Annotated in this window: 18 protein-coding genes; 8 read left to right on the top strand and 10 right to left on the bottom strand. The window is 73.0% G+C overall.

Going from position 1 to position 18,864, the window contains the following annotated elements; translation table 11 throughout:
• Positions 1–15: 15 nt before the first annotated feature.
• A complete protein-coding gene (locus IE258_RS35850; RefSeq protein ID WP_159329135.1) occupies positions 16–558 on the bottom strand; it encodes a DoxX family protein in 543 nt (180 codons plus the stop codon).
• A 153-nt stretch (positions 559–711) separates the two neighbouring features.
• Between IE258_RS35850 and IE258_RS35845 the strand changes: the two genes are divergently transcribed.
• Positions 712–1,038: a nuclear transport factor 2-like protein gene (locus IE258_RS35845; protein ID WP_159329136.1), complete on the top strand. Its 327-nt coding sequence runs from the start codon at positions 712–714 to the stop codon at positions 1,036–1,038.
• A gap of 261 nt (positions 1,039–1,299) precedes the next feature.
• Here IE258_RS35845 and IE258_RS35840 read toward each other — a convergent pair whose 3' ends face one another.
• A complete protein-coding gene (locus tag IE258_RS35840) occupies positions 1,300–2,091 on the bottom strand; it encodes an SDR family oxidoreductase (protein ID WP_189750024.1) in 792 nt (263 codons plus the stop codon).
• A gap of 132 nt (positions 2,092–2,223) precedes the next feature.
• Here IE258_RS35840 and IE258_RS35835 point away from each other — a divergent pair, with 132 nt between their 5' ends.
• Positions 2,224–3,906 carry an alkaline phosphatase D family protein gene (locus tag IE258_RS35835; protein WP_189750023.1) on the top strand — a complete coding sequence of 561 codons (1,683 nt, stop codon included), beginning with the start codon at positions 2,224–2,226 and terminating at the stop codon, positions 3,904–3,906.
• Here the strand turns inward: IE258_RS35835 and IE258_RS35830 are convergent.
• The gene (locus IE258_RS35830; RefSeq protein ID WP_189750022.1) at positions 3,893–4,978 is read right to left on the bottom strand and encodes a Gfo/Idh/MocA family protein; all 1,086 of its coding nucleotides are present in this window, start codon (positions 4,976–4,978) and stop codon (positions 3,893–3,895) included. The two genes, IE258_RS35835 and IE258_RS35830, sit on opposite strands and share 14 nt — an antisense overlap.
• 167 nt (positions 4,979–5,145) lie before the next feature.
• Here IE258_RS35830 and IE258_RS35825 point away from each other — a divergent pair, with 167 nt between their 5' ends.
• From IE258_RS35825 to IE258_RS35800, 6 genes are all read left to right on the top strand, one after another.
• Positions 5,146–6,501, top strand: coding sequence for a multidrug effflux MFS transporter (locus IE258_RS35825; RefSeq protein WP_229892637.1), 1,356 nt, complete (start codon positions 5,146–5,148; stop codon positions 6,499–6,501).
• Positions 6,502–6,578: 77 nt separating this feature from the next.
• Complete coding sequence (locus tag IE258_RS35820; RefSeq protein WP_229892636.1) at positions 6,579–7,625, top strand: serine hydrolase domain-containing protein; 1,047 nt, start codon at positions 6,579–6,581, stop codon at positions 7,623–7,625.
• A 482-nt stretch (positions 7,626–8,107) separates the two neighbouring features.
• Positions 8,108–9,097, top strand: coding sequence for a small ribosomal subunit Rsm22 family protein (locus IE258_RS35815; RefSeq protein WP_189750021.1), 990 nt, complete (start codon positions 8,108–8,110; stop codon positions 9,095–9,097).
• Between the two features lie 31 nt (positions 9,098–9,128).
• Positions 9,129–9,791 (top strand): response regulator transcription factor, encoded by a 663-nt coding sequence (locus IE258_RS35810; RefSeq protein ID WP_189750086.1) that lies wholly within the window; start codon positions 9,129–9,131, stop codon positions 9,789–9,791.
• A gap of 59 nt (positions 9,792–9,850) precedes the next feature.
• Positions 9,851–10,504 (top strand): TetR/AcrR family transcriptional regulator, encoded by a 654-nt coding sequence (locus IE258_RS35805; protein ID WP_109031689.1) that lies wholly within the window; start codon positions 9,851–9,853, stop codon positions 10,502–10,504.
• A 105-nt stretch (positions 10,505–10,609) separates the two neighbouring features.
• Positions 10,610–11,344 carry a bifunctional DNA primase/polymerase gene (locus IE258_RS35800; protein WP_189750020.1) on the top strand — a complete coding sequence of 245 codons (735 nt, stop codon included), beginning with the start codon at positions 10,610–10,612 and terminating at the stop codon, positions 11,342–11,344.
• A gap of 15 nt (positions 11,345–11,359) precedes the next feature.
• Here the strand turns inward: IE258_RS35800 and IE258_RS35795 are convergent, their stop codons facing one another.
• The 7 genes from IE258_RS35795 to IE258_RS35765 form a co-directional block, all read right to left on the bottom strand.
• Positions 11,360–12,349 (bottom strand): SCO2278 family lipoprotein, encoded by a 990-nt coding sequence (locus IE258_RS35795; RefSeq protein ID WP_189750019.1) that lies wholly within the window; start codon positions 12,347–12,349, stop codon positions 11,360–11,362.
• Entirely contained in the window at positions 12,309–13,181 is an 873-nt protein-coding gene (efeU, locus tag IE258_RS35790) for an iron uptake transporter permease EfeU (RefSeq protein WP_159329144.1), read from the bottom strand. The genes IE258_RS35795 and efeU overlap by 41 nt, the downstream gene beginning before the upstream one ends.
• Before the next feature lie 2 nt (positions 13,182–13,183).
• Entirely contained in the window at positions 13,184–14,446 is a 1,263-nt protein-coding gene (gene efeB / locus IE258_RS35785; RefSeq protein WP_189750018.1) for an iron uptake transporter deferrochelatase/peroxidase subunit, read from the bottom strand.
• Positions 14,447–14,460: 14 nt separating this feature from the next.
• Entirely contained in the window at positions 14,461–15,615 is a 1,155-nt protein-coding gene (efeO, locus tag IE258_RS35780; protein WP_189750017.1) for an iron uptake system protein EfeO, read from the bottom strand.
• A gap of 243 nt (positions 15,616–15,858) precedes the next feature.
• Entirely contained in the window at positions 15,859–16,701 is an 843-nt protein-coding gene (locus IE258_RS35775; protein WP_189750016.1) for a heme ABC transporter ATP-binding protein, read from the bottom strand.
• Positions 16,698–17,789: a FecCD family ABC transporter permease gene (locus IE258_RS35770; protein WP_189750015.1), complete on the bottom strand. Its 1,092-nt coding sequence runs from the start codon at positions 17,787–17,789 to the stop codon at positions 16,698–16,700. The genes IE258_RS35775 and IE258_RS35770 overlap by 4 nt, the downstream gene beginning before the upstream one ends.
• Positions 17,786–18,811: a heme/hemin ABC transporter substrate-binding protein gene (locus tag IE258_RS35765; RefSeq protein ID WP_189750014.1), complete on the bottom strand. Its 1,026-nt coding sequence runs from the start codon at positions 18,809–18,811 to the stop codon at positions 17,786–17,788. Before IE258_RS35765 ends, IE258_RS35770 begins: the two co-directional genes overlap by 4 nt.
• Between the last annotated feature and the right edge of the window lie 53 nt (positions 18,812–18,864).

The raw sequence follows: 18,864 nt of genomic DNA, 5'->3' as shown, positions 1-18,864 counted from the left end.
CGGCTCCCCCGGCCGTCACTCGAACAGAGGTTCCTGTTGTCCCTCCGCCGCCCTGCGCAGCCGCCTGTTCCGCGCCCCCACGACCACCGTCGTGGCCGCCGCCGTCGCCGCGAGGGCGGCGGGGACCATCCAGTTCCGGTTGACCGCGTGGCCGAGGGCGTGGTCCAGGGAGAGGCGGCCGGGGCCCGAGACCGCTAGGCCCGCGGCGGTCAGGCCGAGGGAGACCGCGTACTCGTAGCCGCCGGCCTGGGCGAAGAAGCCGTTCGGGGCGTGCACCGCCGCGGCGCCCGCCATCGCGCCTGCTGCCGCCGCGCCCGCGGCCGGAGTGGCCAGGCCCAGCGCCAGCAGCGTCCCGCCGCCCGCCTCGGCGAGGCCCGCCGCCGTGGCGCTGGCCCGGCCCGGCGCGTAGCCCATGGCCTCCATCGCCCGGCCGGTCTCCCCGATGCCCCCGCCGCCGAACCAGCCGAGCAGCTTCTGCGCACCGTGCGCGGCCAGGACGCCGCCGGTGCCCAGGCGGAGCAGCAGCAGCCCCAGGTCACGCCGGTCACAGCAGTTCACTTCGACTCCTCGCGGGCAGTGGCGGCTCATCTGCCCACCGTCTCCCGTCGGCGGCGTCCGGGCCCGCCACCGGGCGCCGTTCGGGTGGCGGCGGGCGGGTGACGGGCGGCGGGCCCGGTGGCGGGCGTGCGGAGCCGGTGTGACGCTGCGGCCATGACGATTCAGACCACGCGACTCAGCGACCCGGCCGTCCGCGCCTTCGTCGCCGCCGTCAACGCCCACGACCGCGAGGCCTTCCTCGCGCTGCTCGCGCCCGACGCCACCATGGCCGACGACGGAGACGACCGGGACCTCGACCAGTGGATCGACCGGGAGATCTTCTCCTCCAACGGTCACCTGGAGGTCGACAACGAGTCGAACGGCGGGCGCGCCCTCATCGCCCGCTACCGCAACGACACCTGGGGCGAGATGCGGACCCGGTGGGACTTCACCGTGGACGAGGAGGGCCGGATCGCCCGCTTCGAGACCGGGCAGGCGTAACCGGGAAACGGTGCGGCAGCCGTTCCGTCCACCGGCGTGCCGGTGTGGCGGAACGGCTGCCGCCTCCCCCCTCGGTGTGGTCCATGGAGCGTTGCGGAGGGCCTTGTGAAGGGGCCCTCTGGAGGCGCCTTGTGGAAGGCCAACGCTTCAAGTGTGAAGCTCTGGTGAAGGAGATTTGAGCATACGTCCTCCACCGGCCGCAATACCGTGGACCTTGAAATTCCGATTGTGTGAATCGCCGGGTGCCGTCGCGGCGTGCGCTCAGCCGCGCCCCACGTACGGCATCGCCGTCGCCATGACCGTCGCGAACTGCACGTTGGCCTCCAGGGGCAGTTCGGCCATGTGCCGCACCGTGCGCGCCACGTCGGCGACGTCCATCACGGGCTCGGGTGCCGTCTCCCCGTTGGCCTGGAGCGCGCCGGTCTGCATGCCGGCCGTCATCTCGGTCGCCGCGTTGCCGATGTCGATCTGGCCGACCGCGATGCCGTAGGGACGGCCGTCCAGCGACAGCGACTTGGTCAGGCCCGTCAGCGCGTGCTTGGTCGCCGTGTACGCCACCGAGTGCGGGCGCGGGGTGTGGGCCGAGATCGAACCGTTGTTGATGATCCGGCCGCCCCGCGGATCCTGTTCCTTCATCTGCCGGTACGCCGCCTGCGCGCACAGAAATGCCCCGTTGAGGTTGGTGTCCACCACGTGCCGCCATGCCTCGTAGGGAAGGTCCTCGACCGGCACGCCCCCGGGGCCGAACGTCCCGGCGTTGTTGAACAGCAGGTCCAGTCGCCCGAACCGGTCGCGCACGGCGCCGAACAGCGCCGCCACGTCCTCGGGACGTGACACGTCGGCGCGGACGGTGAGCGGTGTGCCGCCGCCCGCCGGTGCCGCCGCGGCCGTCTGGGCCAGGGGCTCGGAGCGGCGGCCGGCCAGGGCCACCGACCAGCCGGCGGTGAGCAGTTCGACGGCGACCGCCCGGCCGATGCCGGACCCGGCGCCCGTGACGACGGCGACCTTCGGCGCCCCGGCGCTTTCCTCGTCGGTGGTTTTCACGGTGTTCATGAGTCCGCAGCGTACGGGTCGCCGAACATCCCGAACTCATCCGTCCGACACGCGATCGCCATGTCCGCGCCAAGCTCGGGTCGTTCCCGGCCCTTCGAATTCCCCTTGCAACCACCGCAAGGGGAGGAACGGATGACACCCGCGAACCACCAGGCCCCGACCACGGTCCCGAGCCCGGTCCCGGACCGGTCGCAGTCCTCGCACGCGCCCGAACTCCGCGCCGCCGCCCGCAGCCTGGGCCGCCGCCGCTTCCTGACCGTCACCGGCGCTGCCGCCGCGCTCGCCTTCTCCGTGAACCTGCCGACCGCCGGCGCCGCGAGCGCCGCCGAGCTGGACGCCGCGCAGCTGACCGCCGACCCCTTCACGCTCGGTGTCGCCTCGGGCGACCCGCAGCCCGGCTCGGTGCTGCTGTGGACGCGCCTGGCCCCGGTCCCGTACCAGGCCGACAGCGGACTGCCCGCCAAACGCGTCGAGGTGAGCTGGGAGGTGGCCCTGGACGAACGGTTCCGCCGCGTCGTCAGAAGGGGCCGGGCCACCGCCCACCCCGAGTTCCACCACACCGTGCACGTCGAGGTCGACCACCTCGCGCCCGGCCACGTCTACTACTACCGCTTCCGCGCCGGCCGCTACGTCAGCCCGGCCGGCCGCACCCGCACCGCCCCCGCGCAGCACAGCCGGGTCGCCGACCTGACCTTCGGCGTCGTCTCCTGCCAGAAGTACGACCAGGGGTACTACACCGCGTACAAGCACCTGGCCCAGGAGGACGTGGACGTCGTCTTCCACCTCGGCGACTACCTCTACGAGTACGCCGTGAACGCCACCGGCGGCTCCCGCGCCTACCCCGCGGGCACCCTGCCCGCCCACTTCAACCACGAGACGGTGACGCTGGAGGACTACCGGCTGCGGTACGCCCTCTACAAGTCGGACCCCGACCTGCGGGCCGCGCACGCCGCGCACCCCTTCGTCGTCACCTGGGACGACCACGAGACCGAGAACAACTACGCCGACGAGACGCCGGAGAACAGCGTCCCGCCGGAGGAGTTCCTCATCCGCCGGGCCGCCGCCTACCGGGCCTACTGGGAGAACATGCCGCTGCGGCGCCCGCAGTTGCCCGACGGCGCCGACCTCAAGCTCTACCGCCGCCTGCACTGGGGACGGCTGGCCCAGTTCGACGTCCTCGACACCCGGCAGTACCGCTCCAACCAGGCGTACGGCGACGGCTGGCAGTTCCCCGGGCCCGAGTCCGAGGACCCGAGCCGCACACTCACCGGCGACGCCCAGGAACGCTGGCTGATCAACGGCTGGCACCGGTCGAACGCGCTGTGGAACGTGGTGCCCCAGCAGGTCACCTTCGCCCAGCGCTACAACATGACCAGTACGCCGTCCAAGGTCTCCATGGACTCCTGGGACGGCTACCCGGCCTCCCGCGAGCGGGTCCTGGCCGGCGCGCAGGCCGCCGGGATCGAGAACCTCATGGTCCTCACCGGCGACGTGCACGTCTCCTACGGCTTCGACATCAAGCGCGACTTCGACGACCCGGACTCCCGGACCCTGGGCACGGAGATCGTCACCACCTCGATCACCAGCGGCGGCGACGGCTCGGCGAAGCCGTCCAACTGGGACACCCTCATGACCGCCAACCCGCACCTGAAGTTCTTCAACGGGCTGCGCGGCTACGCGACGGTGGCACTGGGCCGCGAGTCGGCGCGCGCCGACTTCAAGACCGTGTCCCACGTCAGCACCGAGGGCGCGGCGCTCACGACCGCCGGGTCCTTCGTGACGGAGGCGGGGGAGCCGGGGCTCAAGCCGGTGTGACGACCGGCTCCGCCGTGTCTCCGGGGTTCCCCGCTGCTGCGGCCTCCCCTGCTGCCGCGGCTTCCCCTGCTTCTGCGGCTTCTCCCGGGTAGCGGACGCCGACGCGGTTCCGGATCGCGTCGAGCGTCCGCATCACGGCCAGCGTGCCGTCGAGGGGGACCAGTGAGGACTCGGTCTCCCCGGCGCGCAGGGCCCGCATCACCTCCTCGGCCTCGTGCCGCAGGCTCTCGCGCGGCCCGTCGGCCGGGTCGGCCCGGAACTCCTGCGGGTCCCGGCCGGTGCGGTGCAGCACGAAGTGGTCCGGGAAGAAGAAGCCGTTCGGCACGTCGATGCGGCCCTCGGAGCCGGTGATCGACGCGGAGTTGGGCGTACCGCCGGTGATGGAGCAGTGCACCGAGGCGAGAGCGCCGCTCTCGTAGGAGAGCAGTGCGCCCGTCTGGAGATCGACGCCCTCCTCGGAGAGCACTGCTCGCGCCGCGACGTCCGCGGGCTCACCGAGCAGCAACTGCGCGAACGACACCGGGTACACACCCAGGTCCAGCAGCGCGCCGCCGCCCTGCGCCGGGTCGCGGAGCCGGTGCGCGGGCGGGAAGGGGCCCGCCAGGCCGAAGTCCGCCTGGAGGCTGCGGACCTCGCCGATCGCACCGTCGTCGACCAGCGTCTTCAGGCGCCGCACCAGCGGGTTGCAGTACATCCACATCGCTTCCATGAGGAAGACGTTCTTCTCCCGGGCGAGCGCGACCAGTTCCGCCGCCTCGCGCGCGTTCAGCGTGAACGGCTTCTCGCACAGCACGTTCCGGCCCGCCTCCAGGCACAGACCGGCCGCCGTCCGGTGCGCCGAGTGCGGGGTCGCGACGTACACCACGTCGACGTCCTCGTCCCGCGCCAGCGTCTCCCAGTCGCCGTACGCCCGCGGTATGCCGAACCGCTCCGCGAACGCCTTCGCCGACGCCTCGGTCCGCGAGGCCACCGCCACGACCTCCGCGTCCGGCAGATCGACCAGATCCGCCGTGAACCTCGCCGCCATCCCGCCGGTCGCGAGAATCCCCCAGCGCACCTTCTGCCCGGTCACCGCTGACACCCTGCCCCACCCTCGCTCAGGTTCGTTCGTCGTTCGTCGTTCGACGTTCGTCGTTCGTGCGTTGTTCGAGTTTGTGCGTCGTTCGAGTTTGTTCGTTCAACTGCGTACGAGCTGAGAGCATAGGTGGCGGATCTGTAGAAGAGGGAGGGGCACATCACATGCCCGAGCGCGGGCCGTCCACGCAAACGCCGCAAACGTCTCAATCGTCGTATATATCGCAGACGCCGCCCGCCGGGCGGCGTATCAGTCTTCTCGTCACGCTCATCCTCGGCAGCCTGACCGCCACGCCGCCGCTGGCGATGGACATGTACCTCCCCGCGCTGCCGGAGGTCACCCGGTCCCTGAGCGCACCGGCCGCGACCGTCCAGCTCACGCTCACCGCCTGCCTGGCCGGCATGGCCCTCGGGCAGATCGTGGTCGGGCCGATGAGCGACAAGTGGGGACGGCGGCGTCCGCTGCTGGCCGGTCTCGCCGTCTACGTCGTCGCCACCGCGCTGTGCGCCGTCGCGCCGAACGTGGAAACCCTCGTCGCCTTCCGGCTGGTCCAGGGCCTCGCGGGCGCCGCCGGGATCGTCATCGCCCGGGCCGTCGTACGCGACCTGTACGACGGCGTGGCCATGGCGCGCTTCTTCTCCACCCTCATGCTGATCTCCGGCGTCGCGCCGGTCGTGGCGCCGCTCATCGGCGGGCAGATCCTGCGCGTGACGGACTGGCGGGGCGTGTTCGTCGTCCTCGTGGTGGTGGGCGTGGTGCTGGGTGTCGTCGTGTGGGCCCGGCTGCCGGAGACGCTGCCCGTCGAGGAGCGGCACGCGGGCGGTGTCGGCGACACCCTGCGCGCGATGCGCGGTCTGCTCGCCGACCGGGCCTTCACCGGCTACATGCTCGCGGGCGGCTTCGCCTTCGCCTCGCTGTTCGCCTACGTCGCTGCGTCGCCGTTCGTCATGCAGGAGATCTACGGGGCGTCGGCGCAGACGTTCAGCCTGCTGTTCGGGCTCAACTCGATCGGCCTCGTGGTGGTCGGGCAGATCAACGGCAAGATCCTCGTCGGGCGGGTCAGACTGGACCGGGTGCTCGGCCTCGGCCTCGTCATCGTGATCGCCGCCGCGACCGTGCTGCTGCTGATGTCCCTGGGCGTCTTCGGCGAGGTCGGGCTCGGGCCGGTCGCCGCCGTGCTGTTCGTGCTCATGTCGGCGATGGGCATCAGCCTGCCCAACACCCAGGCGCTCGCGCTGATGCGGGTCAAGACGTCCGCCGGCTCCGCCTCCGCGCTGCTCGGCACGTCGTCGTTCCTGATCGGTGCGGTGGCCTCGCCGCTGGTCGGGATCGCGGGGGAGGACACCGCCGTGCCGATGGCCGTGGTGCAGCTGGTGGCCGCGGTGCTGGCGCTCGGCTTCCTCGTGGCCCTGTGCCGGCCCTCGGCCGGAGGTGGCGCCGGGCTGGGAGCCGGTGGGGGAGTCGGTGGTCGAGCTGGTGAGGTCGCCGGTGAGAGTGCGGGCAAGGGAGCGGGCAGCTGAGCGCTCCGAGACTGCGCGGCGACACCCCGGGGCGGGCCGGACTCGATCCGGGGCAGCTCCGTCGGGTCGTCGCCGACGTGCGCGACCTCACCACCGGTGAACGCCCCTGGGCGGCGGGCGCCGTCGTGGCCGTCGGGCGCGGGCCCGTGCTCGCCGTCGAGGAGGCGGCGGGCTGGGCCGTGCGCTACGCCTCCTACGACCCGCGCACCGACACGGGCGTGGAGCTGCCGGCGGACTCGCGGGTGCCGATGACCGTGGACACGCCCTTCGACCTCGCCTCGCTGACGAAGCTGTTCACCGCGGTCGCCGCCGTGCAGCAGATCGAGCGCGGCACGCTCGGCATCGACGCGGAGGTCGGCGCCTACCTGCCGGACTTCCGGGCCGCGGCGCGGCACGGGGTCACCGTGCGGCAGTTGCTCACCCACACCTCCGGGCTGCGGCCCGAACTCCCGCTGTACGACTGCGCCGACGGCGAGGAGCGGCTGCGGCGGCTGCGGGCGGAGCCGCCGGTGGGGGTGCCGGGCACGTACTGCTACTCGGACCTGAACATGCTGCTCCTGCAGCAGGTGCTGGAGCGCATCACCGGGCGGGGTCTGGACGTCCTCGTCCGGGACGGGATCACCCGGCCCCTGGGCATGACGGCGACGTGCTTCGGGCCGTGTCCCGGCGCGGCGGCCACGGAGGACCAGCGGCGGCCGTGGGCCAAGGCGGACCGGGGGATGCTGCGCGGGGTCGTCCACGACGAGAACGCGTGGGCGCTGGGCGGGGTGGCCGGTCACGCGGGGCTGTTCTCGACGGGGCGGGACCTCGCGGTCTTCTGCCGGACGCTGCTCGCGGGGGGTTCCCACGGGCCGGCGCGGATCCTGGGGCCGGACTTCGTGGAACTGCTGCTCGCCGAACCGGGGCTGGGATTCGCTCTGGACCAGCCGTGGTTCATGGGCGAGCTGGCGGGGCGCGGGGCGGCGGGGCACACCGGGTTCACGGGCACGATGCTGGTCCTCGACCGGGTGACGGACACCTTCGCGGTGCTCCTCGCCAACACGGTCCATCCACGCCGCCGGGATCCGGACAACCGGCCGCGCGCGGCGCTGTGTACGGGGGTGGCGCGGGCGGTGCGGGTCTGAATCCGGCGCGTGCGGGTGCCTGCGGCGGCTGTGCGGGGTGGTGGGGGTGCGGGGTGCCTGCGGCGCCTGTGCGGGTTCGGTGGGGGTGCGCGTAGCGCGATACGTCCGGTGGGTGGGTCGGGGCCGCGCCGGGGGGTGTCCGTCCTCGGAACGGCGCGGAATCGGTTCCTCGAAGAGGTGCGCGGCGTTGACGCGCCAACCGCTGCGGGCGAACACCCCCCGACACGTCCCCTCCTCGCCGTACGCGCCTGCGGGCCGTCGCCCCCTAGCCGCGGGCAGTCGTGCCGCTGGGGCGGCACGGGTGGGCGCGGCGGCACCCCGGCAGCGCCGGGCCACGCGACCCACCCCCGCGCCCGCGCCTGCGCCGGGTGCCAAGGGAATGCCGGGCCGCCCTCCCCGCCCCGGCGCCCGCGCCAACGCCGGGGTGCCAAGGGGACGCCGGGCCACGCGACCCACCCCCCGGCGCCCACTACAATCGCCGGGTGAACCACCCCGCCGCCCCCGCCGACGCCCTGCGCGCCGCCCTCGCCGACCTCGTCGACGGGTTGCCGCCCCGGCAGGCCGCGCAGGCCGTGGAGCGGCTGATCGCCAACTACCGCGGGGACACCCCCACCGACGCCCCCATCCTGCGCGACCGCGCCGACGTCGTCGCCTACGCCGCCTACCGCATGCCCGCCACCTTCGCCGCCGTCCGCTCGGCGCTGACCGCGTTCGCCGAGGCCGTGCCGGACTGGGTGCCCGGCAGCCACGTGGACGTGGGCGGCGGGACCGGCGCCGCGACCTGGGCCGTCAGCGACACCTGGGGCGGCACGCGCCCGGTGACCGTGCTCGACTGGGCCGAACCCGCGCTCGCCCTCGGCCGGGAGATCGCCGCCTCGCTGCCCGCCCTGAGAGAGGTCCGCTGGCAGCGCTCGCGGATCGGGTCGGCGCTCGACATCGAGAGCGCCGACCTCGTCACGGTGTCCTACGTACTCAACGAGCTGACCGGTGCCGACCGTGCCGCCCTCGTCGACGCCGCCGCCGGTGCCGCGCGCGCCGTCGTGATCGTCGAGGCCGGCACCCCCGCCGGGTACGCCCGCGTCATCGAGGCCCGCGACCGGCTGATCGCCGCCGGGTTCCGGGTCGCCGCGCCCTGCCCGCACAGCGCCGCCTGCCCCATCGTGCCCGGCACGGACTGGTGCCACTTCGCGGCACGCGTCAGCCGGTCCAGTCTGCACCGGCAGGTCAAGAGCGGGTCCCTCGCGTACGAGGACGAGAAGTTCAGCTACGTGGCCGCCACCCGGCTCCCCGCCGAACCCGCCGCCTCCCGGGTGGTCCGGCGTCCGCAGATCCGCAAGGGACAGGTGCTGCTGGACCTGTGTGAACCCGACGAGCAGTTGCGGCGTCGTACGGTCACCAAGCGGCACGGCGATCTGTACAAGGCGGCCCGTGACGCGGCCTGGGGCGACTCCTGGCCGCCGGGGGAGGAGTGAGGGAGAAGTGGAACGTGATGTGCGGGGCGCCCTGCGGATCGTGATCGCCGAGGACGATCCGCTGCTGCGCGAGGGGCTCGCCCTGCTGCTGCGGGCCGAGGGCCTGGACGTGGTGGCCACCGCGGACACCGCCGAGTCGGTGCTCGCGGCCATCGACGAGCACGAGCCCGACGTCGCCATCCTCGACGTGCGGATGCCGCCCACCCACACCGACGAAGGGGTCCGTGCGGCGGTCGAGGCGCGGCGGCGGCACCCCGGGCTCGCCGTCCTGGTGCTGTCCGCGTATGTGGAGCAGTCCTTCGCCACCGACCTGCTGACCGGGGGAGTGGGCGGTCTGGGGTACCTGCTCAAGGAGCGCGTCGGGCGGGTCGAGGAGTTCATGGACGCGCTCGGGCGGGTCGCGGGCGGTGGCACCGCCATCGATCCCGAGGTCGTCGCCCAGTTGTTCACCCGGACGCGGCAGGACACCCGGATGGAGCGGCTCAGTCCGCGCGAGCGGGAGGTGCTCGCCCTGATGGCCGAGGGCCTGGGCAACAGTGCCATCGCCGGGCGGCTGGTCGTTACCGACGGCGCCGTCCACAAGCACATCCGCAGCATCTTCGCCAAGCTCGATCTGTCCCCGGCCGACCAGGTCGACCGGCGGGTGGCGGCCGTACTGCACTATCTGGAGAACGCGCGGGCGCCACGCCACTGAGCCCCGTCCACTCGCTATTGGCGAGACGGTCCGTCTTGTCGGCCTGGTAGCTTCGTTGCATGGCCACCATCCGGAAGTCCGCCCGCAGTACCCACCCCGCCGCCGAGCGGCCGCACCCCGACGCCACCCGGCGCAGTCAGCGGTCCCGCCAGGCCATCTACGACGCCGCCCTCGCCCTGGTCGGCGAGGTCGGCTACCCGAAGACCACCATCGAGGGCATCGCCGCCCGGGCCGGCGTCGGCAAGCAGACCATCTACCGGTGGTGGTCCTCGAAGGCGGACGTGCTGCTGGAGGCATTCCTCGATCTGGGTGAGCGGCTCGTGGAGGCCGCCGGCGAGGAGGCCTACACCATCCCGGACACGGGTGACGTCGCCGCCGATCTCAAGGTCGTACTGCGCGCCACCGTCGACGAGCTGCGGGATCCGAGGTTCGAGGCGCCTTATCGTGCGCTGGCGGCGGAGGGCGTCGTCAACGAGGAGCTGGGCCGGACCTTCGTCAGCAGGCTCCTGGAGCCGTCGCTCCAGCTGCACGCCGACCGGCTGCGGGCCGCCCAGGAGGCGGGCCAGGTACGGCAGGACATCGATCTGCGGATCGCGCTGGAGCTGTTCGTCTCCCCGCTCGCGCAACGCTGGCTCCAGCACACGGGGCCCTTCTCCCACGCCTACACCGACACCCTCGTCGACTACGCGCTGCACGGGCTCGCCCCGCGCTGACCGAAGAGGTCTGACCAGGGAAGTTTGTCCCTTCGCGACCCCGAAGCGCGGAATGGTGCGACGATAGGGCATGCTGGAGCGCACGACGGCGAGGCAAGGGGATAGATGAGCGCGGAGTTCGGCGGTCGGAGCGGTCTGCAGGGCAAACTCTCCTCGTGGCTGCGCGGACGCCGCCCCAAGGAGGCCGCCTCGGACGGTGGCCGGGAGGATCTGCTGCTCGCCGCGGCCGGTGCCGGACTGCCCCTGGCGCCCGCCGCCCACCCCGCCGGATACCGTTGCTCCTGCGACCGCGTGGGCTGTCCCACCCCCGCCCGGCACCCGGTGTCGTTCGCCTGGCAGACGCAGTCCACCACCGACCGCGCGCAGATCGAGCGCTGGGCCCGGCACCAGCCCGAGGCCAACTTCATCACCGCGACCGGCATGGTCCACGACGTCCTTGACGTGCCTCTGGAGGCCGGTCGGGAGGCGGTGCGCAGGCTGCTCGACGCCGGTGTCGAGGTCGGGCCGGTCGCCGAGAGCGACGACGGGCGCATGCTGCTGTTCACCCTCACCCGGGGCACCCCCGAGGACGAGGACGAGTGGTGGCCCTGCGAGCTGGACTGTCACCCCGAGACCATGGACGAGCATCCTGGGCTGCGCTGGCACTGCCGCGGGTCCTACGTGCTGGTGCCGCCGGCCCGGCTGCCCGGCGAAGGCCGGACCGTGCGCTGGGTGCGCGGGGCCGAGCATCCGCTGCCGGACCCGCTGACCCTGCTGGAGACCCTCACCGACGCCTGCGCCCGGCACGCCGGTGCGGAGAGCGACGACCACGAGGATGCCTCCTGGCCGCTGCGCCGCTGAGCGCCCCGGGCTCTCCTATTCGCCCTTGCCCGAGGTGAGGCCCTGGACCCGGCCCAGCACCGACACCTGCCCGTCCGCCGGGTCGAGCGCGACCTCGTTGGAGACGAACTCCATCGTCAGCGACTGCTTGATCTCGCCGTCCGTCAGGGCCAGCACGTCCTTGTTCGGCGTCGGCACGGACGCGCCCCGCGCGGCGGTCTGCTTCTCGAAGTGGCGGCTGGTGAAGAACACCAGCGCGCCGCCGTCCACGGTGCGCAGCGCCAGCGGCGCGTAGTCGCCGTTCGCCAGCGGCTCGTCGATGTACTGCGTGACCAGGCCGGGGCGGGTCGAGCGCTTCTCGCGCAGTGCGCGCCAGGAGCTGGTGTGCACGCCGTCCGCGAAGGTCTTGCCGCCGTCCTGCAGATACGTCGTGTAGTCCTTGCTCAGGTCGGCCGGCGGGACGCTCACGTCGGTGGAGTTCGCCGGCACGGCCTCGGCCCAGCCGTCCTGGTCGGTCTTGAACTCGGGCACCTTGCCGGGGGCGACCAGCGTCAGGTAGGCCGCCTCCCAGGTGTCGTCCAGGCCGCTCCGGGTGAAGACCAGCAACCAGCGTGTCTTGCCGCCCTTGTTGGCCTTGGTGTCCGCGACGAACCAGCGCGGCCAGCCCGCCTTCTTCGGGATCGTGAACTTCGCGTCGGTCAGCTCCAGCGGCTCGTGCGCCGGATTGCCGTCCGGGTGGTTGGCCGCACCCGCCTTCAGCCGTGCCGAGTCGATCGCGGCGAGGGCGCCGGCGGTGTGGTCGGCGTCCAGGGAGGCGTCGTACGCCTTGTCGGCCGCGTTGTACGCGGTGGTGAACTGCTCCAGCGCCTTCGCGGCCTCGGCCCGGGTGGCCGAGGGGAGCACCTCGCGCTCACCGTGCACCACCACGCAGCCGCTCGCCGTCAGCGACAAAGCGGTCGCCGAGGCCGATATGAGCGCGTACTTCTCAAGCCTGCGGGGCCTTCGAGGGCCGCGATCCTGGCTCATCAGGTTCCTTCACCTTCCCCTTCCCGGAGGCGAACCCTACCGGGGCGAGGAAGAGCGCGAGTGTCGGGACCAGGTACAGCAGCCACACCGTGACCTGGAGGACGGTCGGATCGGGCTGGAAGTTGAACACGCCCTTGAGCAGGGTGCCGTACCAGCTCGACGGGTCGATGGTGCCGCTGATGTCGAAGGCCAGGGTCGTCAGGCCCGGCAGCAGGTCGGCCTCCTGGAGGTCGTGCAGTCCGTAGGCCAGCACGCCCGCCGCCACGACGACCAGCATGCCGCCGGTCCAGGTGAAGAACCGGGCCAGGTTGATGCGCAGCGCGCCCCGGTAGAACAGCCAGCCCAGGAGGACGGCGGTGGCCAGCCCGAGGGCCACGCCGATCAGCGGGCGCGGGGTGCCGTCGCTCGCCGCGTGCACCGACGCCCACACGAACAGCGCCGTCTCCAGGCCCTCCCGGCCGACCGCCAGGAACGCGGTGGCCACCAGGGCCCCGGTGCCCATGGCGAGGGCCGCGTCCAGCCTGCCGTGCAGCTCCGTCTTGAGGTGGCGGGCGGTGCGGCGCATCCAGAAGACCATCCACGTCACCAGGACCACGGCCAGGATGGAGAGCGAACCGCCCAGCGCCTCCTGCGCCTTGAACGTCAGCTCCTGCGAGCCGAACTCCAGCGCGCAGCCGAAGCCGAGCGCGATGGCGATGGCGACGCCGATGCCCGCCCAGATCGGTTTCAGGGCGTCCCTGCGGTCCGTCTTGACCAGGTAGGCGATGAGGATGCAGACGACGAGGGAAGCCTCCAGGCCCTCGCGCAGCCCGATCAGGTAGTTCGAGAACACGGTTACGCCTCCTTGCCGAACAGCGTGCTGCCCCACCAGTCGTCCGCGTCGCGGACGCCGGGCGGCACGGCGAAGACCGCCGAACCCACGTGCTGGATGTACTCGTTGAGCGCGTCCGTCGCCAGGTTGCGCTGCACGGGGACGAAGCCCTTGCGGATGTCGCGCTGGTAGGCGAGGAAGAACAGGCCGGCGTCCAGGCGGCCCAGGCCGTCCGTGCCGTCGGTGAAGGAGTAGCCGCGGCGCAGCAGTGTCGCCCCGCCGTTGGAGTCGGGGTGGGCGAGCCGGACGTGCGCGTCGGGCTTCATCGCCTTCAGGAACGGCTCGTCGCGCTCCTTGGCCTTGCCGACGGGCGCGCCCTCGCCCTTGTCACGGCCGAACACGTCCTCCTGCTCCTGGAGGGAGGTCCGGTCCCAGGTCTCGATGTGCATGCGGATGCGGCGGGCGACGAGGTAGGAGCCGCCCGTCATCCACGGCGTCCCGTCCTTCTCGGCGGCCCAGACGAACCGGTCCAGGCGGTCCTTCTCGGTGCCCGCGATGTTGCGGGTGCCGTCCTTGAAGCCGAGCAGGTTGCGCGGGGTCTGTTCGTCGGGCGTCGTGGACGAGGTCTTGCCGAAGCCGAGCTGCGACCAGCGCACGACGACCTTGCCGAAGCCGATGCGGGCGAGGTTGCGGATCGCGTGCACGGCGACCTGGGGGTCGTCGGCGCAGGCCTGGACGCACAGGTCGCCGCCGCTGCGGGCCTTGTCGAGGTTGTCCCCGGGGAACTTCGGCAGGTCGGCCAGGGCCTCGGGGCGCCGGTCGGCGAGGCCGAACTTCGTGAAGAGGGACGGTCCGAAGCCGATGGTGAGGGTCAGCCGGGACGGCTTGAGGCCCAGGGCCTCGCCCGTGTCGTCCGGCGGGGCCTCGGGCAGTCCGCCGTAGGCGCCCTCGCCCACCGCGTGACCGGCGGTCATCAGGCGGGCCGCCGCCGTCCATTCCTTGAGCAGCGCCACGAAGGCGGCGCGGTCCTCGGTCGTCACATCGAACGCCGCGAAGTGCAGGCGGTCCTGCACCGGCGTGGCGATGCCCGCCTGGTGCGCCCCGTGGAAGGGCACGGCGGAGCCCGCGTCGTCGGCGGCGGCGGGGTCCGCGTCGTCGGTGCGGTCCATCGCCACCGCGCCGCCGGCCGCCGCGGCGGCGCCGAGCGCGAGGCCCGCGCCGCCCCATCCGATCAGCGACCGCCGGGAGGGCGAGGGGGCCGGTGCGGGGGAGTCGGTGTCCGTCATCTCGCCTCCCACGCCTACTTGGTGACCACGGCCGCGGCGAGCTTGGACAGCGGCTCCGCGAGCGCGTTGACCGCGTCCGACAGCTCCTTGCGGTCCGCCTTGCCGACCTTGTCGTAGGAGGTGAACTCGTAGGAGGAGGCGCTCGGGCGGTACTGGTCGAGCAGCTTGTCCAGCGCCGCGAACTGGCGGTCCAGCTCCGTCGTCAGCGCCGCGTCGTTCTCCTTCGCGACCGGCTTCAGGAGCGCGTACGACTGCTGCGCGCCCTCCACGTTGGCCTTGAAGTCGACCAGGTCGGTGTGCGAGTAGCGCTCCTCCTCGCCGGTGACCTTGCCGGTGGCGACCTCGTCGAGGAGTTCCTTGGCGCCGTTGGCCATGGAAGTGGGGGTGATCTCGGCCTTGCCGACCCGGTTCTGCCAGTCCTTCAGGTCGGTGACCAGGGTCGCGGCCAGCTCCTTCTCGCGGTCGCCGATCTTCCCGTCCTGCCACAGCGCCTTCTCCAGGCGGTGCCAGCCGGTCCAGTCGGTCGCCGGGTCCTGGCCGTCCTCCAGGCCGTCCTCGCGGACGTCGACCTTCGGGTCGATGTCGCCGAAGGACTCCGCGACCGGCTCGGTGCGCTCCCAGCCGATGCGGGAGGGGGCGTACGCCTTCTTCGCGGCCGCCAGATCGCCGGCCTTGACGGCCTTCGCGAACGCCTCGGCCTTCGGCAGGGTCTCGTCGGCCTGCTGCTGCACGTACTGGCGGTAGGCGGCCACGGCCTGGTCGAGGCGCGGGTCGCGCGCGGCTGCCTTGCCGCCGGTGGCCTTCACGTCCTGGCGGATGCCCTTGCCCTTCATGCCGGGCTTGCAGGCGATCCGGTAGTCGCCCGCCTTCACCTCGGCGGTGACCCGCTGCTTGGTGCCGGGGCCGATGTTCTCCCGCTCGGTGACCACCCGGTCGTCGGGGAAGAGGAGGTAGACCTCGGTGACCTTGGAGCCCTTGTTCTCGACGGCGAGTTCGACGTGACCGGCCGGGAACTCGGCCTTCGACACCTCGCACTTGTCGTCCGTCGCCGTGACCGAGATGACGTGCTCGCCGTCCTCGGCGCCGCTCTTCTCCGTGCACCCCGTGACGGCGGCCAGGGCCGCGGCGGTGGCTACGGCGGTGACGAGGGAGAGTCTGGCGGCTCGCATGCGGGCTCCAAGGGATGGCCGAAAGTGCGCGTGACGGGCCTCACAGGGAAGGTGAGGCTGGCCTAACATACCTAAGGATTTCCTAAGCAAAACCCGCCCATACGGTGATCCGAATCTCATGGACGGTGTATGAGCACGGGCCGGTCACGGTGGCTCAATGAAGTGCTCATGGGAAGGTCAAAGGTGCGTCAAAGACTGCCTCGTCGGGGGTGGCGGTCGCCGGGACGGTCGCCGCGGCGGGCGTCAGGACTCGCGGCGCGGGACGACCAGGAGGGCGCCCGTGCGCGGGTGCGGGAACACCTCCACCGGCTGGTCGTAGACCTCGGACAGCAGCCCCGCGGCGAACACCTCCGAGGGCGGGCCCCCGGCCGCGATCCGGCCGGAGCGCAGGAGCGCCACCCGGTCCGCGTACGCCGCCGCCAGCGCGAGGTCGTGCAGGACGACGACCACCGCGTCCCCGGCCCGCGCCCGCTCCCGGCACAGCCGCAGCACGAGTTCCTGGTGCCTCAGGTCCAGCGCCGCGGTCGGCTCGTCCAGCAGCAGGAGGGGAGCGCGCTGGGCGAGGACGCGGGCGAGGGCCACGCGGGCCCGTTCGCCGCCGCTGAGCGCGGAGAACGGACGGTCGGCGAAGCCGGTCACCTCCGTGCGGGCCATCGCCTCGGCCACGGCCGCCTCGTCCTCGTCCTCCCGGTCGCCGCCCGCCCAGGGCGCCCGGCCCATCCGCACGACCTCCTCCACCGCGAACGGGAAGGACAGCGACGCCGACTGGGGCAGCACCGCGCGGCGCAGCGCGAGTTCGGGCGCCGACCAGTCCGACACCGGGCGGCTGTGCACGTGTACGACGCCCTCGGCGGCCGGGACGTCGGCGGCCAGCGCGCCCAACAGGGTCGACTTGCCCGCGCCGTTGGGGCCGACCAGGGCAAGCACCTCGCCGGCGCGGACCTCCACGTCCACCCCGTCGAGGACCGGCCGGCCGCCCAGGTCCACGCGCAGTCCCTCGGCCGCGGCGAGGACGTCACCCGGTGCGGCCGGGGGCGGCGGCACCGGACGGGACGGCACCAGCCGCGGCAGCTTCACACTTCTCATGCCCAGCCTCCCTGCCTGCGCCGGGTGCGGCGCAGCAGCCAGAAGAAGAACGGACTGCCCAGCAGCGCCGTCAGCACCCCGAGCGGCAGTTCGGCCGGCTCCGCGACCGTGCGGGCGGCCAGGTCTGCGGCGAGCAGGACCAGCGCGCCGAGCAGCGCGCTGCCCGGGACCAGGAACCGGTGGCCCGGCCCGGCCACCATCCGCAGCAGGTGCGGGACGACGAGCCCGACGAAGCCGATGACACCGGCCACGCTCACCGCCGCCGCCGTCAGCAGGGCGATCACCAGGACCAGGACGATCCGCAGCCGCTCCACGTCCACCCCCAGGTGCCGGGCCGGGCGTTCGCCGAGGGCGAGGAGGTCGAGGCGACGGGCGTAGAGCGGGGCGAGCCCGAGGCCGAGCGCCGCGCACGGCAGGACCGCCAGCACCTTCGGCCAGGTCGCCTGGGCGAGCGAGCCCAGCTGCCAGAAGGTGATCTGGTTGACCGCCGCCGTGTCCGCGAAGAACAGGAACAGACCGATCAGCGCGCCCGCGAAGGCGTTCACCGCGATGCCCGTGAGGATCAGGGTCACGACCTCCGTACGGCCGCCCGAGCGGGACATCGCGTAGACGACCAGGACGGTGACCAGACCGGAGACGAAGGCGAAGACGGACACCGTCCAGGTGCCGAGGAAGTTCAGGCCGAACGCGATGGCGGCGACCGCGCCGACCGCCGCGCCGGAGGAGACGCCGATGACGCCCGGCTCCGCGAGCGGGTTGCCGAACACGCCCTGCATCAGCGCCCCCGCGCACCCGAGCGAGGCGCCGACCAGCAGGGCCAGCACGATCCTGGGGAACCGCACGTTCCACAGCACCGACTCGGCCACCCGGTCCAGTTCCGTGCCGCCGAGCCCCGTCCGGTGCAGCAGCGAGCCGAGCACGTCGCCGACCGGGATCGGGTAGGCGCCGGTGCCGGCCGCGACCGGGACGAGGACCAGCAGGCCGGCGGTGAGGGCGGCGGTCAGCAGCCAGGCGGTGCCGCGCCGGACGCGGGGCGCGGCCGGGTCCGAGGGCGCCTGGGGGCGGACCGGCTTGTCCAGTACGGTCACTTGGCGCCGTCCTCGCCGTAGAGCTGCGCCACGACCGACTTCAGCACCTGGTCGGTGCGCGGGCCGTAGTTGAGCAGTACGCCGTCCTCGACGGAGACGATCCGGCGGTCCATCCCGGCCGGGGTCTGGGCGACACCGGGGATCTTCACCAGCCCGTCCACGCCGCCGACCGATTCGAGCCCCTTGCTCATCACGAGGATCGCGTCCGGCGCGGCCTTGACCAGGGCCTCGCTGGTGATGGCGGTGAAGTCCTTGTCGAGGCCGGAGGCGGCCCCGGCGTCCACCGCCCCGGCCGCCTCGATCAGCGAACCGGCGCCGGAGTCCTTGCCGCCGATGAGGTAGACGGAGGCCGAGCCGCGCAGGTAGAGGAAGGCGACCCGCGGCTCCTCCCCGTGCGGAACGTCCCCCCGTACGGCCTCGATCCGCTGCTCCGAGCGCCGGGTCAGCTCCTTCCCGGCCACCGGTACGCCGAGCGCGTCGGCGACCGCCTCGATGCGCGGGCCCACGTCGTCCAGCCCCTTGGCCGCCTCGACGAAGAGCACCGGGACCCCGGCGGCGCGGATCTGGTCCACCGCCTCCTCGGGGCCCGAGGTGGTCTCGGCGAGCACCAGGTCGGGCCTCAGCGACAGCACGCTCTCGGCGGAGACGTCGTGGCCCCGGGTCACCACCGGGAGCTTCGCCGCCTGTTCGAAGGTGGCGGTGACGTCCCGGGCGACGACCCGGTCGCCGAGCCCGAGGGTGAAGACGATCTCGCTGAGGCTGCCGGAGAGGGGGACGATCCGCTCGGCCGCCCGCACTGTCACCCGCTCGCCGTCGGCGGACGGGACGGTGACCGGGAGCCGGGGCTCGGGTTTCCGGGTGAGCGGCTCGACGCGGTTGGCGACGGACGCCCCGGCGGGGGAGGACGTCGAGTCCCCGCCGCCGGGCGCGGCCTCGGAGGAGCCTCCGCATCCGGTCGCGGTCAGGGACAGGGCGAGCACGGACAGCAGTGCTCCCGCCAGTCGGTTGCGCAAGCGTCGCACGGTGGTCCGTTCCTCTCCTCGGGCCGCGGACGGGCGGCCGGCACGGGGTCGAC

The organism is Streptomyces tendae (assembly GCF_014650435.1).
Lineage (GTDB): Bacteria > Actinomycetota > Actinomycetes > Streptomycetales > Streptomycetaceae > Streptomyces > Streptomyces tendae.
The sequence above is the reverse complement of the archived record's forward strand: the minus strand, read 5'-3'. Positions and strand labels throughout refer to the sequence as shown.

Coding starts and splice junctions, on each gene's coding strand:
- IE258_RS35845 (WP_159329136.1), top strand. CDS start 712: ATGACGATTCAGACCACGCGACTCAGCGACCCGGCCGTCCGCGCCTTC.
- IE258_RS35840 (WP_189750024.1), bottom strand. CDS start 2,091: ATGAACACCGTGAAAACCACCGACGAGGAAAGCGCCGGGGCGCCGAAG.
- IE258_RS35835 (WP_189750023.1), top strand. CDS start 2,224: ATGACACCCGCGAACCACCAGGCCCCGACCACGGTCCCGAGCCCGGTC.
- IE258_RS35825 (WP_229892637.1), top strand. CDS start 5,146: ATGCCCGAGCGCGGGCCGTCCACGCAAACGCCGCAAACGTCTCAATCG.
- IE258_RS35805 (WP_109031689.1), top strand. CDS start 9,851: ATGGCCACCATCCGGAAGTCCGCCCGCAGTACCCACCCCGCCGCCGAG.
- IE258_RS35800 (WP_189750020.1), top strand. CDS start 10,610: ATGAGCGCGGAGTTCGGCGGTCGGAGCGGTCTGCAGGGCAAACTCTCC.
- IE258_RS35795 (WP_189750019.1), bottom strand. CDS start 12,349: ATGAGCCAGGATCGCGGCCCTCGAAGGCCCCGCAGGCTTGAGAAGTAC.
- efeB (WP_189750018.1), bottom strand. CDS start 14,446: ATGACGGACACCGACTCCCCCGCACCGGCCCCCTCGCCCTCCCGGCGG.
- efeO (WP_189750017.1), bottom strand. CDS start 15,615: ATGCGAGCCGCCAGACTCTCCCTCGTCACCGCCGTAGCCACCGCCGCG.
- IE258_RS35775 (WP_189750016.1), bottom strand. CDS start 16,701: ATGAGAAGTGTGAAGCTGCCGCGGCTGGTGCCGTCCCGTCCGGTGCCG.